11 protein-coding genes are annotated in these 14,881 nt (G+C 70.5%); 2 read left to right on the top strand and 9 right to left on the bottom strand.

The features are described from left to right. Positions 1–14: 14 nt before the first annotated feature. Positions 15–1,646, bottom strand: coding sequence for a glycosyltransferase family 39 protein (locus D9R14_RS08140; protein WP_121622827.1), 1,632 nt, complete (start codon positions 1,644–1,646; stop codon positions 15–17). 261 nt (positions 1,647–1,907) lie between these two features. Further along, positions 1,908–2,504, bottom strand: a complete 597-nt coding sequence (locus D9R14_RS08135) for a superoxide dismutase (protein ID WP_121622826.1) — start codon at positions 2,502–2,504, stop codon at positions 1,908–1,910. 213 nt (positions 2,505–2,717) lie between these two features. On the opposite strand from D9R14_RS08135, the gene D9R14_RS08130 reads away from it, so the two are divergent. After that, positions 2,718–3,563 carry a hypothetical protein gene (locus D9R14_RS08130; protein ID WP_121622825.1) on the top strand — a complete coding sequence of 282 codons (846 nt, stop codon included), beginning with the start codon at positions 2,718–2,720 and terminating at the stop codon, positions 3,561–3,563. Between the two features lie 146 nt (positions 3,564–3,709). Here the strand turns inward: D9R14_RS08130 and D9R14_RS08125 are convergent, their stop codons facing one another. From D9R14_RS08125 to ccmI, 6 genes are all read right to left on the bottom strand, one after another. Continuing rightward, positions 3,710–5,212 carry a carboxypeptidase M32 gene (locus D9R14_RS08125; protein WP_121622944.1) on the bottom strand — a complete coding sequence of 501 codons (1,503 nt, stop codon included), beginning with the start codon at positions 5,210–5,212 and terminating at the stop codon, positions 3,710–3,712. Positions 5,213–5,254: 42 nt separating this feature from the next. Continuing rightward, a complete protein-coding gene (locus tag D9R14_RS08120) occupies positions 5,255–5,746 on the bottom strand; it encodes a cytochrome c-type biogenesis protein (protein ID WP_121622824.1) in 492 nt (163 codons plus the stop codon). Further along, complete coding sequence (locus D9R14_RS08115) at positions 5,743–5,970, bottom strand: DUF2283 domain-containing protein (protein WP_245420643.1); 228 nt, start codon at positions 5,968–5,970, stop codon at positions 5,743–5,745. Before D9R14_RS08115 ends, D9R14_RS08120 begins: the two co-directional genes overlap by 4 nt. Positions 5,971–6,227: 257 nt before the next feature. Further along, the gene (locus D9R14_RS08110) at positions 6,228–8,225 is read right to left on the bottom strand and encodes a heme lyase CcmF/NrfE family subunit (RefSeq protein ID WP_121622822.1); all 1,998 of its coding nucleotides are present in this window, start codon (positions 8,223–8,225) and stop codon (positions 6,228–6,230) included. 4 nt (positions 8,226–8,229) lie between these two features. Further along, entirely contained in the window at positions 8,230–8,703 is a 474-nt protein-coding gene (gene ccmE, locus D9R14_RS08105; RefSeq protein ID WP_121622821.1) for a cytochrome c maturation protein CcmE, read from the bottom strand. 2 nt (positions 8,704–8,705) lie between these two features. Then, positions 8,706–9,866: a c-type cytochrome biogenesis protein CcmI gene (ccmI, locus tag D9R14_RS08100; RefSeq protein ID WP_121622820.1), complete on the bottom strand. Its 1,161-nt coding sequence runs from the start codon at positions 9,864–9,866 to the stop codon at positions 8,706–8,708. A gap of 405 nt (positions 9,867–10,271) precedes the next feature. Between ccmI and D9R14_RS08095 the strand changes: the two genes are divergently transcribed. After that, positions 10,272–12,656, top strand: a complete 2,385-nt coding sequence (locus D9R14_RS08095) for a transglycosylase domain-containing protein (protein WP_121622943.1) — start codon at positions 10,272–10,274, stop codon at positions 12,654–12,656. 31 nt (positions 12,657–12,687) lie between these two features. Here the strand turns inward: D9R14_RS08095 and eutB are convergent, their stop codons facing one another. Next, the gene (eutB, locus tag D9R14_RS08090) at positions 12,688–14,874 is read right to left on the bottom strand and encodes an ethanolamine ammonia-lyase subunit EutB (RefSeq protein WP_121622819.1); all 2,187 of its coding nucleotides are present in this window, start codon (positions 14,872–14,874) and stop codon (positions 12,688–12,690) included. Positions 14,875–14,881 lie beyond the last annotated feature (7 nt).

The raw sequence follows: 14,881 nt of genomic DNA, 5'->3' as shown, positions 1-14,881 counted from the left end.
GGCGGCCATCCGGCCTATGGGCCGGCGACGATGCTCTGCACCTGCCGGCCGCGCACATCGTAGACGCGGGCATAGACCACGCCTTCGCGGGCCACTTCCACCAGCACCGGCGCCTTCACGTCGGCGCAGTGGAATTCGCCCTGCACCAGCGCCAGGTCGGCGGTCTTGCTGTCATAGGTCAATTCGTACTGCGGGCCGAACTCGGCCTTGGCGGCGAGCAGCGGCCCGCACACCGCGACCTTGAGCTTGCGGCCCTGGGGAAGCTGGCCGCGGTGGGTCTCCACATACTGGTCGAGCGCCTCGGCCGCCTGTTTGAAGGCGAGGCCCCAATAGTCGATCATGAACTTGTCGTCGGCGCCGCGCACGCCGCCCACGATGCTGTTGTAATAGGTATATTCGTAAGGGTGAATGTCGCGGAAGGTGCTCGCCGGCGCCGCGATGCCGAGCGCGAACGCGGCCGCCGCCGCGCCCCGCGCCGCCACGGGCGCACGCGCCAGGACGTTCCAGATCGCGGACACTGCAAGCCCGCCCAAGAGCGCCATGGCCGGGGTGACGAAGACGAAGTGGCGGATGCCGTTGTACATGGCCGGGCGGGTCGCCATCACCACCGCGATCGGCACCAGCGCCGCCGACAGCAGCAGCATGTAGCGCGCGCGCGCCTGCGGCGCCTCCTGTCCGCGGACGATGCGGAACGCCGCGAAGCCAGCGCCGGCCAGGAACAGGCCGAGGAACATCTCCGGCATCTGCAGCGCGAACAGCGTCGGCACGTAGCGGCGCGGCATGTCCGGCACGGAGATGGCCTGGCCCTCGAACATCTCGCGCCAGGGCACTTCCCAGAAGTGCGAATAGTATTTCAGGGCGACGAGGGGATTGGTCGGCTCCACCACGGCCCAGGGCCAGACCAGCGCCAGCATGAAGTAGCCGAGCGGCAGGCCGAGCGCGAGCAGGGCGATGAAGCCGGTGCCGCGCTGCGCCGCCTGGCCGATGCCCCGGCGCCGCGCCTCGATGATGAACAGAACGGCGAGCGCCAGCACGAGGTTCGCGCCCGCCAGCAGGCCGAGCACGCGGGCGCCGATCGCCAGCCCGATGCACGCGCCGAATACGGCGACGGTGTAGGGCGACGGACGCGGATACTCGTCGAATGCGCGCACCAGAGCGTAGGTCACGCCCAGCATGGTGACGGCGAACGGCGCGTCCTTCGCGTTCATGAACATCTGCCCGTAATAGAGCGGGCAGACGGCGAGCAGGCAGAGCGCCGCGAGGCCGGCCACCGGACCGCCGATGCGGCGCCCGGTGCGCCAGACGAGCACGAAGCCGATCATGCCGACAACCGCGCCGAGCAGGCGGCGCACGTCGAACAGCTCCAGCGGCAGGATTTTGGCGAGCATGGCGGCGATCAGGTCGAAGCCGCCGCCGTAATAGAAGAGGTTGACGAACGAGAACGCCGCCCGGTCGGTGAAGTGCGACCGGTAGTAGTTCAGCAGCAGTTCGCCATACTGGGAGTGGGTGAAGTCGTCCCAGCCCAGTCCGTAGTCACTGAAGGTGAGGCAGCCGAGTACGGCAAGTGCGCACACAAGCGCGGCCGCGATCGCATCCGCCGGGTGGCTAGAAAGCCGGCGCAGGGAATTCCAGGCAGGGGACGGCATGATACGGAGCGACCTCGAACGCGGGCATCGCCTTCGACGGCATCACGAGGCGGGACCTCGCGGGAACGTGAAGGCTCAGCAGCTAAGATCGCCGACTGGAAAACTGCAACAAAATTATACGATGCACTGCAAAACAAAACCAGCAGTGACATCTCCATCCGGCGACGTGCCGGCATGCTTCGCCTAGAATGATGGCAGGTCAGCGACAGTTCCGTGTCCCGTTTCCGCAAGTTGCGGAAACGGGACTGGCCTTCCCCGCGGTCAGGAAGCCTTGGCGTAGAGCTCGGCAACATATTCCCAGTTGACGAGGTGGTCGACAAACGCCTTCAGGTAGTCCGGACGACGGTTGCGATAGTCGATGTAGTAGGAGTGCTCCCACACGTCGACGCCCAGCAGCGGCGTGCCGCCATGCACCAGCGGGTTCTCGCCGTTCGGCGTCTTGGTGATGGCGAGCTTGCCGTCCACCAGGGCAAGCCAGGCCCAGCCGGAGCCGAACTGGCCGACGCCGGCGGCGACGAAGTCCTCCTTGAACTTGTCCACCGAGCCGAAGTCCGCGGCGATCTTCTTCTCGAGCTCGCCGGGCATGGCGCCGCCACCATTGGGCTTCATCCACTGCCAGAACAGCACGTGGTTGTAGTGCTGGGCGGCGTTGTTGAAGAGCGGCACGTTCTTGCCGAACGACCCCTTCACCACCTCCTCCAGGGATTTTCCTTCAAATTCAGTTCCCTTTAGGAGATTGTTGCCATTATTGACGTAGGCGAGGTGGTGCTTGTCGTGGTGATACTCGAGGGTTTCCCGCGACATGTACGGGGCGAGGGCATCGTAGGAGTAAGGCAGGTCGGGCAGCGTGAAGGACATGAACGATCTCCGCAATCGATCCGGCATTAGCGCCCGGCCCCGCGCCGTGCCGCCGGACCGGGCCGGGAGCATCGGGAACGTCCGAGCTGCCAACTAGATAGGGCTGGGGCCGCCTTCAAACAACCGTGGTGCCGTCGAAATTCAGGCGTGATCGGAACCGGGGCCGCACGGCCCTTCTTCCGCCGGTCCGGCAAGGCGTAGTGGAGTAGCAAGATGTGGTGGTTCCTGGTGCTACTGGGGGTGCTGATCGCCCTTGCAGGCCTGTCAGTCATCGGGCTTGGGGCGATCGTCTTTGTCTCCAGCATCGGCAACACGCTCATCACCACCGGGGCGGTGGCGGCCTCGGGCGGCTTCGTCATCACGGCCATGGGCCTGGTGCTGCGCCAGCTTGAGCGCCTTTCTGCCCGCATAGAAGCCGGACTGAGCGGCATCGAGGTCAATGTCCGTCCCGTCGCCGGCGAGGTTTCGGCGCAGCCCGCCCCCGTGGTGCCGGCTGCGCCTGCGGTGCGCGGGCGCCTCGGCGCTGCGCCGCGTCCGACCACTGACGACCTTGGGGCGCCGGAAGGGGAGGGGGAAGACAAGGAGCAGGACGAGGCCGAGGCCGCGGCGCCGTCCTCGTCCCCGCCGCGGGCGCTTCAGGCGCCGCGTCCCACCCGCACGGACGAACGGTCGGCGGGCGAGGAGCGCGCCGCCGACCCCATGCTCGAAGCGCGGCGCCAGCGGCTGGAGCGCCGGGTTGAGACCGAGACCCGCGCCGCATCACGTCCCGAGCCGCGTCCCGAGCCGCGCGCCGACCCGCGTCCGGGACCGCGGTCGCGCTACGAGGCACCGGGCGGTAAGGCGGCTCCCGCGCCGCGTCCAGCGCCGGCGTCGCCCGCCGCCCGCCGCGCGGAGGGGGCGGATGAGCCGCGCATCCTGAAGTCCGGCATCGTCGGCGGCATGGCCTATACGCTCTATTCCGACGGCTCGATCCAGGCCGAGTTGCCGGACGGCGTGGTGCGTTTCGCCTCGCTGCAGGAATTGCGCGACCACGTTTCGCAGGCTCAGCAGAACCGCTGAGCGCCGCCCGAAGCCTGCCGCGCTTGGCCCGACGACCATATCTTCCCTAGCGTAAACATCGCGGGCCGGCGCCGCGCCCGTGGGGGCTGACCCTTGGGCGCTAACCCTTGGGCGCTAACCCTTGGGCGCTGACCCTTGGCGCCGCCTCAGTGCGCGGTCGCCTCGCTGCCGTAGCGGCGCAGCAGGTGGGCCTTGAAGACGGAGGCGTCGAGCGGCCGGCCGGTGGCGCGGGTGAGCAGGTCGTCGGTCTCCAGCAGCGAGCCCTGGCTGTGCACGTTCTCCCGCAGCCAGGCGAGCAGCGGCGCGAAGTCGCCGCGCGCGATCGCGCCGGGAATCTCCGGCACCGCCCGGCGGGCGGCGTCGAACAGCTGGGCCGCCGTCATGGCGCCGAGCGTGTAGGTGGGGAAATAGCCCCAGCCGCCGCTCGGCCAGTGGATGTCCTGGAGGCATCCCACCCGGTCGTCCGGCGGCGTGATGCCGAGCAGATCGCGCATGCCGGCATTCCAGGCGGCGGGCAACTCGGCGAGCGGCATCTCATCGCCGATCAGCGCCTTTTCCAGCCGATAGCGCAGGATCACGTGGGCGGGATAGGTCACCTCGTCCGCGTCCACCCGGATGAAGCCGCGCTCGACCCGGGTGTAGAGCTTGTAGAGGTTGTCCGCCTCCCAGGCCGGCCCGGCGCCGCCGAACGCCGCCCGCATGCGCGGCGCGGCGAAGGCGAGGAACTCGCGCGAGCGGCAGGCCTGCATCTCCATCAGAAGCGACTGGCTCTCGTGCACGCTCATGCTGCGCGCCTGGCCCACCGGCTGGTGCACCATCGCCTGCGGCCGGCCCTGCTCATAGAGCGCATGGCCGGTCTCGTGCATCACGCCCATGAGGGCGCGGGCGAAGTCGGCCTCGTCGTAGCGCGTGGTGATGCGCACGTCGTTGTCGGCGCCGCCGCAGAAGGGATGGGTGGAGACGTCGAGCCGGCCGCGCTCGAAATCGAACCCCACCACCTGCATCATTTCCAGCCCGAGCGCGCGCTGCGCCGCCACCGGGAACGGGCCCTGGAGTGGCAGCGGCGCCGGCCGGCGCGCCTGCGCCTCAAGCACTTCTTGCGTGAAGCCGGGCAGGAAGGCCGCGAGGTCGTCGAACAGCGCGTCGATGCGCGCCGAGCGGCCGCCCGGCTCGTAGTCGTTCAGCAGCGCATCATAGGGCGAGAGGCCGAGCTTCTCCCCCTTCACGATGCCGATCTGGCGCTGGAGGGAGAGGACCTCGGCGAGCAGCGGGAGGAGCGCGGGGAAGTCCGCCTCCGCGCGCGCCTTGCGCCAGGCCATCTCGCAGCGCGAGACGGCGCGGCTTGATGCCTCCACGAGGTCGGCCGGCAGCGCGGTCTGCACCGTCCACAGCCGGCGGATTTCCCGGATGTTCGCTCGCTCCCAGTCGCCGAGGCCGCTCTCGGCCTCCGCGCCGGCGATCAGGTCACCGACCTTCGGATCGCACACCATGCCGTGGTGCAGCACCCGGAGCAGCGCCAGGCTTTCCGCGCGGGTCTCGGCGGCGCCCTTCGGCATCATGGTGTCGCTGTCCCACTGCAGGATGCCGATGGAATTGGCGAGCGCGGCGGCGCGCGCGAAGTGGGCGGCAAGATCGGCATAGGCTGGCATGGGGACCTCGAAGAATGCGTTGGCCGACAGCACGTTGGCGGATCAGCCCTTGGGTGGTTCGGTGGCCTTGCCCTCGGCGAGGAGCCTGGCGAGGCGCGCCTCCTCCTCCGGCGAGAGGCGCGGCGCCGGACCGGTGGCGCGGCGCCGCAGGGCGACAAATGCGATCAGCGCGCCGAGCCCCAGCACCAGCACCGGCGCGCCCCACAACAGCGCGTTGCGCCAGGAGAAGCGCGGACGCAGCAGCACGAACTCGCCGTAGCGCTGGACCATGAAGTCCAGCACCTGCGGGTCGCTGTCTCCCGCCGTCAGCCGCTCGCGCACGATCAGGCGCAGGTCGCGGGCGAGCGGCGCGTCGGAATCGTCGATGGACTGGTTCTGGCACACCATGCAGCGCAGTTCGGCCGAGAGCGCGCGGGCGCGGCTCTCCAGCACCGGATCGCCGAGGATCTCGTCCGGCTGCACCGCCAAAGCGGGGGCGGCGGGGAGCGCGGCGGCGAAAGCGAGAAGGAGCAGGACGGCGAGGCGGCGCATCATTCGGCGGCCTCCGGCACCGCGCCGGGCGCCAAACGCTTGCTCGCGCCGAGCAGCTCCAGGGCGACGATGCGGCCCGCGGTGTCGAAATCGAGCACGACGCCGTCGGCGACCTCCTCGCTCTCCACGATCGTGCCGTCGGCGAAGCGTACGAACATGGCGTCGGACTCGCGATCGTAATCGGCTGTCATGGCGGGTACGCTGGGCGGATTCCTGGGTGTGGTCATGGCCGTCGCGCTCCACGATCGAAAAAGGCGATAGTCACCCGCACTTCGGCTCCCTCGTCTTGATATACCACGCGAAGCACCCGTGCGCCGTTCGCCATTATGGGCCCTGTAGGCGCGCCAGATGTCCGCGCCGGCGGGGTCGGGCGCGGTCCGATCGGGTGCCGCAAGGGTGTCTTCCACCCACGCGCGATCGATGGACCGCTCTGTCAAGGCCACTTGAGCATGCGGCGACAGCACCAGCGGCCGCGGCATGCCGCTCACTCCGCAGGCACCGGCCGGGGCTCCGGCTTGGCGGGGCGGCGGGCGGCGGGCTTGGGCGCGCCCACCCTCAGGCGCCGGTCGGTGAGCGAGAGCGCGCCGCCGATCGCCATCACCACCGCGCCGAGCCAGATCAGCAGCACCCGCGGCTTGTAGGAGGCGCGCACCGAGACGTGCCCGTCGGCCGTCTCCTCGGCGACGCTCACATAGAGCTGGCTCAGCCCGTATGTGCGGATGCCGGCCTCGGTGGTGCCCATCTGGCGCGCGGCGAAGGTGCGCCGCGACGCTTCAAGCGTGCCCTTCGCCACCGCGCCCTCGCGGATCGCGAACACGGCGACGCGGGCGCGGAAGTTCGGACCGGTGCGGTTCTCCATGCGCTCCAGCGTGAGCGTGCGCGTGCCCACCTTGAGGCTGTCGCCCACCCGGATTGAGGCGATGGTCTCGGTGCTCCAGGAGGCTTCGCAGACGATGCCGAGCAGGCACAGCCCGACGCCCATATGGGCGATGGCCGTGCCGTAGCCCGAGCGCGGCACGCCGGCGAGGCGCCGGAGCGACACTTTCGCGCTGACCTTGCCGAGGCCGGCACGCTCGGCGAGGTCGGTCAGAGCGCCGATAATGACGAAGCAGGCAAGCGCGATGCCGACCGGCGCGAACACGGAACTGCCGTCGGCCGCGGCGGCGATCACCACGGCCGCCACCACGGCGAGCCCCGCCGCCAGCATCAGCCGCTGGGCGACGCCGAGAAGATCGCCGCGCTTCCAGGCGAGCAGCGGGCCGAACGGCATGGCGAACACGAGCGGCAGCATCAGCCCGCCGAACACCAGGTTGAAGTAAGGCGGGCCGACCGTGATCTTGGCGCCAGTCGCCGCTTCAAGCGCCAGCGGATAGAGCGTGCCCACCAGCACCGAGAAGGTGGCGGCGGTGAGGAACAGGTTGTTGAACACCAGCGCGCCCTCGCGCGACACCGGCGCGAAGATGCCGCCCTGCCTGAGCTCGGAGGCACGCAGCGCGAACAGCGCCAGCGAGCCGGCGATGAAGAAGGTGAGGATGCCGAGAATGAAGACGCCGCGCGCCGGATCGGTGGCGAAGGCGTGCACCGAGGTCAGCACGCCCGAGCGCACCAGGAAGGTGCCCACCAGGGACAGCGAGAAGGCGAGGATGGCGAGCAGCACCGTCCACACCTTGAGCGCGTCGCGCTTCTCCATCACCACGGCGGAGTGCAGCAACGCGGTGGCCGCGAGCCACGGCATCAGCGAGGCGTTCTCCACCGGGTCCCAGAACCACCAGCCGCCCCAGCCGAGCTCGTAATAGGCCCAGTAGGAGCCCATGGCGATGCCGAGCGTGAGGAACACCCAGGCGGCGAGCGTCCAGGGCCGCGTCCAGCGGGCCCAGGCGGCGTCGATGCGCCCCTCGATCAGCGCCGCGACCGCGAACGAGAACGACACCGAGAGCCCGACATAGCCGAGATAGAGCAGCGGCGGGTGGATGGCGAGGCCGGGGTCCTGCAGGATCGGGTTGAGGTCGCGTCCTTCGCCCGGCGGCGGCACGAGGCGCAGGAACGGGTTGGAGGTGAAGATGACGAACGCCAGGAAGGCGGTGGCGATCGACCCCTGCACCGCCAGCACCAGCGCCTTCAGCCGGTCCGGCAGGTTGGTGCCGAACAGCGCCACCAGCGCGCCGAACAGGCCGAGCACCAGAACCCACAGGAGCATGGAGCCCTCGTGGTTCCCCCAGGTGGACGTGATCTTGTAGATCAGCGGCATCTGGGAGTGCGAGTTCTCCACCACGTTCAGGACCGTGAAGTCCGACGCGAGATAGAGCTGGACCAGCGCGCCGAACGAGAACGCGATGAAGGCGAACAGGGCGAAGGCGATCGGCCCCGCCGTGCCCATCAGGACGGGATCGCCCTTCAGCGCGCCCCAGCCGGGCAGCGCCACCTGGAGCAGCGAGAGGACGAGGGCGAGGATGAGGGCGTACTGCCCGATTTCTGCAATCACGGGCTCAGCTCCCCGGCGCGCGGGCGGGTGTGGTGCCGGGGGCGGGGTCGCCCTCCTTCCACACGCCCTGGGCTTTCAGCGCATCCGCCACCTCGCGCGGCATGTAGCGCTCGTCGTGCTTGGCGAGCACGCTGTCGGCCTTGAAGGTGCCGTCCGCCTGCAGCGCGCCCTCGGCCACCACGCCCTGCCCCTCGCGGAACAGGTCCGGCAGGATGCCGGAATAGGCCACCTTCACCGCCGCATTGCCGTCGGTGACGGCGAAGGTGGTCAGCGTGCCGGCCTTGGCGACGCTGCCGGTCTCCACCAGCCCGCCAATGCGCAGCCGGGTGCCCGGCGCCATGTGCTGCTCGGCGATCTCGGTGGGCGTGCGGAAGAACACGATGGTGTCGGTGAGCGCCGACAGGATCAAAGCGGCCGCAAGGCCGAGAACGCCGACCCCGGCGCCGATCATGACGAGGCGACGGCCCTTGCGCGTCATCTCTACCCTCCCCTGGCGAGGTCTTTCTCCGCCGCATCGATGCGGCCGAGCGCCTCCTGATTGTCCTTGAATGCCGCGCGCGCGGCCTTGATCGCGCCCTGGGCCTTGTCGGTTTCCCCGAGCACGGTGAAGGCGCGGGCGAGCCTGAGCCAGCCGTCGAGGTCGTTCGGGTCCTCGGTGAGGCGCGCCTCCAGGCGGTCCACCATGCCGCGCACCATGGCGGAACGGTCCTGGGCCGACATCGCGGCGGCGGCCTGGACGTCGGCCGCGGACGGGCCGGGCGCGGCCGGGGCTGCCGCTGCCGGCGCCGCACCGGGACCCGCCTCGGCCTCGGCGCGGGCGAGCGCGGCCCTGACCATGGGCAGATAGGGCGCGCCGGCCGGCGCCTCGGCGGCCAGGCGGCGGAAGATGGCCGCCGCCTGCGCCGGGCGGCCGTCCTGCTCGGCGGCGACGCCGCTGAAGAACAGCGCGCGCGGCTCCTTCGGATCGAGCGCGAGCGCGGCCTTGAAGGCGCGCTGCGCATCGGCGGAAACGAGGCCGTTGCCGGCCACCACCAGCGCCTCGCCGCGCGCCGAATGGCGCTCGGCGGTGGGGCCGAGGATGCGGATCGCCTCGCCGATGGCCCGGGCGGCATCGTCCGGCCGGCCGAGCCGCAGATAGACCGGGGCCAGGATCTCGTAGCCGTTGCCGTCGTTGGGGTTCTGGGCGAGGTGGTCCTCCACGCGCCGCACCAGGATGGCAATGTCGCCGCGGTCCGGTGGCGCGGCGAGGCGCTCCGCGAGGGGCGCCCCGGGAATTTCGGGCGAGCCGAGCGCGCCATAAAGGCCCGCAGCACCGGCCGGAATGAGGATCAGCGCCGCCACCGCCGCCGCCCGCCGCCGCCAGGTCGCGGGCGCGGCGGCCGGGTCGGCCACGGTCTCTCGCCCGGCATCCGCCGCCAGGATGCGGCGGGCCACTTCGATGCGCGCCGCCTCGGCCTGCTCGGGCGGCAGCCGGCCGCTCTCCCGGTCGCGGCCGATCTCGGCCAATTGATCGCGATAGACCGCAAGATCGGCCTCGCGCGCCCCCTTGAGCGCGCGGGTGCGGCCGAGCGGCCACAGGACGGCGAGCGCCGCCGCGGCGGTCATGAGCGCGAATGCGGTGAACAGGGAAGCCGAAATCATGCCGTGTAGCCGATAGACACAACGCCCTCGAAAGCAAGTGCCCTTGGGGCCTCAGCGGCGCCGGGCCGCAGCCGGCCAACCGGCCCGCGCATCGGCCCGAACCGTCTCCGCGATACCGCCGGGACCCAAGGGAAGCGGAGTGGCGGCAAACTTCAAGGCGCAAATGAGGCGCAGCGGTGGCCCGCGACCCCACGCCGCCCCGGCCGGCCGTCGCATCCCGGCCGCGACCCACCTCGCGCAGGGGCCGCCTTCGCGCTATATGAGGAGCGCGGGCGATCGGCGGCCGGGCCGCGGGGGCGGCGGCGTAAAGCCAATTGGTCCCGACACCCCGGAACCGGACACGCTGGAACCCGATATCTTGATCCTGGACCTGACGCCGTGACCGCCCCGGAACGCATCACGCTGATGAAGCGGCTGCGCAACGCGCTGCTCGACTTCGACGCCTTTCTCGACAGCGGGCTGTTCTCGCTGGGCGCGGGGACGCGCCGGGTGCTGTCGTCCTACGCGGCCTTCACCGAGCGGTTCAACATCACGGGCGTCCCCCGGGCGCTGGTGGGCCTGGTCTCCACCCTGTTCACCTTCGGCGCCATCGGCGCGGTGGCCATGCTGGCGCTGGCGGTCCCGGCCTTTCGCGAAACCTCGGATGACTGGCTGAAGCGCACCGAGCTCGCCGTGACGTTCCTCGACCGCTACGGGAATACCATCGGCGAACGCGGCGTGAAGCAGAACGACACGGTGCCGCTGGAAGATTTCCCCGACGCCCTCATCAAGGCGACCCTCGCCACCGAGGACCGGCGCTTCTACGAGCACTGGGGCATCGACGTCTCGGGCACGCTGCGCGCCGTGGTCTCCAACGCCCGGGCCGGCGGGGTGGTGCAGGGCGGCTCCTCGCTGTCGCAGCAGCTGGCCAAGAACCTGTTCCTGTCCAACGAGCGCACGCTCGACCGCAAGATCAAGGAAGCGTTCCTCGCCCTGTGGCTGGAAACCCACCTCACCAAGAGCGAGATCCTCAAGCTCTATCTCGACCGCGCCTATCTCGGCGGCGGCGCCTACGGCGTGGATGCGGCGGCGCGGTATTATTTCGGCAAGTCGGTGCGGGAGGTGAACCTCGCCGAGGCGGCGATGCTGGCCGGCCTGTTCAAGGCCCCGTCCAAGTATGCGCCGCACATCAACCTGCCCGCCGCGCGCGCCCGCGCCTCCACCGTGCTCGACAATCTGGTGGAAGCCGGCTTCATGACCGAGGGCCAGGTGTTCGGCGCAAGGCGCAATCCGGCCACCCCGGTGGACCGGCGCGCGGAATCGGTGCCGGACTACTATCTCGACTACGCCTTCGGCGAAGTGAAGAAGCTGGTGGACCAGTTCCCCGCCTCGGTGGTGGAACGCAACTTCATCGTGCGCACCGGCCTCGACCCCAACATCCAGAAGGTGGCGGACGCGGCGCTGGAGAGTTCGCTCTCGGAGTTCGGCCGCGACTACAAGGTCAAGCAGGGCGGCGTCGTGGTGATGGAGCCCAACGGCACGGTGCGCGCCATGGTGGGCGGGCGCGACTATGGCGAGAGCCAGTTCAACCGCGCCACCGACGCCCTGCGCCAGCCCGGCTCCTCGTTCAAGCCGTTCGTCTACACCGTGGCCCTCATGGGCGGCATGAAGCCCACCACCATCGTCCAGGACGCGCCGATCTGCCTCGGCAATTGGTGCCCGCAGAATTACGGGCGCTCCTATATGGGCTCGATCACGCTCCAGACCGCGTTGCAGCACTCGCTGAACACGGTGGCGGTGCGCCTCGCCGAGCGCTTCACCCGCAAGAAGATCGTCGAGCTGGCGCACCAGATGGGCCTGCGCACGCCGCTGCCCATCAGCGCGCCGCTGCCGCTCGGCGCCGCCGAGGTGACGCTGGTGGACATGACCACGGCCTATGCGGTGTTCCCCAATGGCGGGCGCTCGGTCTATCCCCACGCGGTGGTGGAGATGCGCATCGGCAATGGCGATGTGGTTTGGCGCTACGACCGCGACGCACCGAAGAGCGTGCAGATCATTCCCCAGCAGCAGCTCTACGACATCAACAACATGCTGAACAACGTGGTGGAGAACGGCACCGGCCGCCGCGCCCGCCTGGTCAATGCCAAGGTCGCGGGCAAGACCGGCACCACCAACGCCTATCGCGACGCCTGGTTCATGGGCTTCACCGGCAACTATGTCTGCGGCGTGTGGTTCGGCAATGACGACTACGCCATGATGAACCGCATGACCGGCGGCTCGCTCCCGGCCATGACGTGGCAGAAGGTGATGGCCTATGCCCACCAGGGCATCGAGATCAAGCCGATCCCCGGCGTCAGTTCGCCGATCCCGAAGATCGAGGAGCCGCCGGCCATGGTCAACGTGCCCGGCCTTGCCAGCTCCGAGCGTCCGGTCACGCTCTCGCCGCGCGCGGCCGAGCGGCTGGTGGCTCTGGAAAAGCTGCTGAAGGAGGCCGAGCAGGTGGCGATGCCCGAGATGGTGGCCTCGGCGGCGCGCCCGCTGCCGCCGCCGCCCGCACCGGCTTCGGCTGCTCCGGCGCCCGCGCCCCAGGGGAGCGCCGGGAGCGCCCCGGCAACCGCCGCCCCGGCCGCGCTTCCCGTGCCCGCCCCTCCAGCTGCGGCGCCCGCTCCGGCCGCGGCGCCGAAGCCAGCGGAACACAGGCCGGTTCCGGCCGTGCGCCCGCCGCCAGCGCCCACGCCTCCCGCGCCGGTTCCCTATGGCGCCCCGCGCCCGCCGGCCGCGGTCGGGACATCCCGCACCGGCATCTACTGACCCTGCGCCGCGCAGGGCCGCGCGGCACACCCTATGCCGCACGTGTCGCCAGGAGGCTTTCCAGGCGGTTGCCGGCGGCCTTGTGGGCGAGGATCTGCAGCACCTTCTCGATGATGACGCCCGCCGCCTCCACCGGCGGAAGCCCGCCGTCATAGATGTTCGAGATCACCGAGTATTCGTAGCGGATCGCAGGGTTGCCGGAGAACGCGGCGGCCCGCGCCCGCGTCTCCTCGTCGGCGATGCGGAAGGCGAGATAGGCGGACATGGAGCGCGAGGCCCGCGCGTCCCCGCCCGGCCGCTCGCCGATCAGCGTCACCACCACCCTCGCGCCGAGAGCGTCGCCGATGGGCTCGGCCACCTTCACCCGCCCGAACGGCACCAGCACCGGCACGCCGAGGCGCGCCCCCGAGCGCTCCAGCCCTTCCAGGAGCACCGGCACGAGGTCCGGCACGTTGGCGTGGATCGCCTCCGCCGAGAGGCCGTCGGACACCACGATCTGCACGTCGCGGTGCTCCGGCCGAAGGTGCGCGAGGTCGGCGGCATCGAGGTCGGCGCCGATGTCGGGATGGCTGAGATGGGCGGCGCGGTCGTGCGCCCGCGACGCGATGCGGCGGAACGCGATGCCGCCGAGCCGCGCCGGGTCGAGGTCGGCGTGGATCGCCTCGCGGGCGATGGCGAGGTTCGCCTTCACGGCCCGCGAGACGGTGTCGGCGGGCCGCGGACCGGCATTCTCGAAGCCGTGGGCGCCGGGCACGGTGCGGGCGAGGCGCTCGAACTCGATCTCGTTGGCGCAGAACAGGCGCGGATCGCCCCAGTTCGGCCCGCGCACCACCTCGCCGTCCTCCTCGGTGAAGATGCCGCGCGCGAGCGCCCAGGCGAGGAAGTCCGGCGCCGGCTTCAGGCCGTGGATCTCGCGCAGGGTCTGGTCGTCGTGGCCGGAGGTGTCGAAATAGGCCAGCATCCGGTCGGTTGAGAGATACACTTCCATGAAGAAGTTGGCGCCCGCCGCGGCGAGCAGGCCGGTGGCCACCTGCTGGCCTTCCATGGTGATCTCGGAATGCAGCGTGTAGCAGGGCGCCATGCCCATGGGCAGGCCGAGCAGCTTGCCCATGAAGTGGTCCTGAAGGTTCGAGACGATCATCTCGAAATTATCGCGGTGGGTCTCCGGGCCGATGAAGCCGGTGACATTGTTGACCATGAACGGGTCGTAGCGCCGCGCGAGGCCGTAGCAGAGCGCCTCGCAGGTGGCCATGTCGATGCCGTCATGCTTGGCGTAGGTGAGCTCGGAGCCCTGGCCGGTCTCGAAATACATGAACTGGCAGTCCGGCCCCAGCGGCCCGCCGGCCGCCATGGCGGCATAGGCCTCGTCCAGCAGCGCGATGGTGACGTCGAACTCCTGCGTCAGCGTGCGCTCGGTGCCGGCGAGCGACTGGAACATGATCTCCACCGGCGCCCCGGCGGCGAGCGCCGCGAGCTGGGTCTTGATGTGCGCGAGCACGCAGATCTGCGTCGGCGCCCCGGTCTGCCGGCGCAGCCGGTCGAGATGGGCGAGGATGGCGCTGACGTTCTCCAGTGTGTCCACCGCCGGGTTGAGGCCGATCAGCGCGTCGCCCGCCCCCATGGAGAGGCCGGTATAGACGAGGGCGGTGACGCAGGAGAGGTCGTCGGTCGGGTGGTTCGGCTGGAGGCGGGAGGATAGCGTGCCGGTCGCCCCGACCAGCGTGCGGGCCGTCGCCGAACGCTTCGCCTTCTTCGCCACCAGCACCAGCTCGTGCACGTCCATGATCTTGGCGAGCGCCGCCGCCATCACGCCGGTGAGGCCGAGGCCGATGCGGCGCACCTCCGCCGGGCGCGCCTTCAGCAGCAGGTCCTTCAGCGCCCCGAGCGTGAGCGGGGCGATGTCGGCGAAGGCGGCGGCGTCGATCTGGTAGTTGGCGCGCATCACGTCGTCGACGCGCCCGTCCGCGTCCGTGAGTGGACGGTCGAACAGGTGCTGCACGGTGAGCGACGACAGCGCGGTGCGCGCGGCTTCCCGCTCCACCTCGTCGCGCGCGGCAAGGCCCGCCAGCCGGTCGCCGGCCTTGGGGTGGTCGGCGGCGCCCAGCAGCGCCTTCAGGCCGGTGAAGGCGAAGTCGCGGTGGAGCAGCCGCACGCGATAGGTCGCGTCCGGCTGCGGCGCCGGAACGTCAATGTCGCTGAAGGGCGTGAGGGGACCCATGGGCGGC

Origin of the sequence: Xanthobacter tagetidis (genome assembly GCF_003667445.1) — a bacterium.
Lineage (GTDB): Bacteria > Pseudomonadota > Alphaproteobacteria > Rhizobiales > Xanthobacteraceae > Xanthobacter > Xanthobacter tagetidis.
This window is presented reverse-complemented; position numbering and strand designations above follow the sequence as displayed.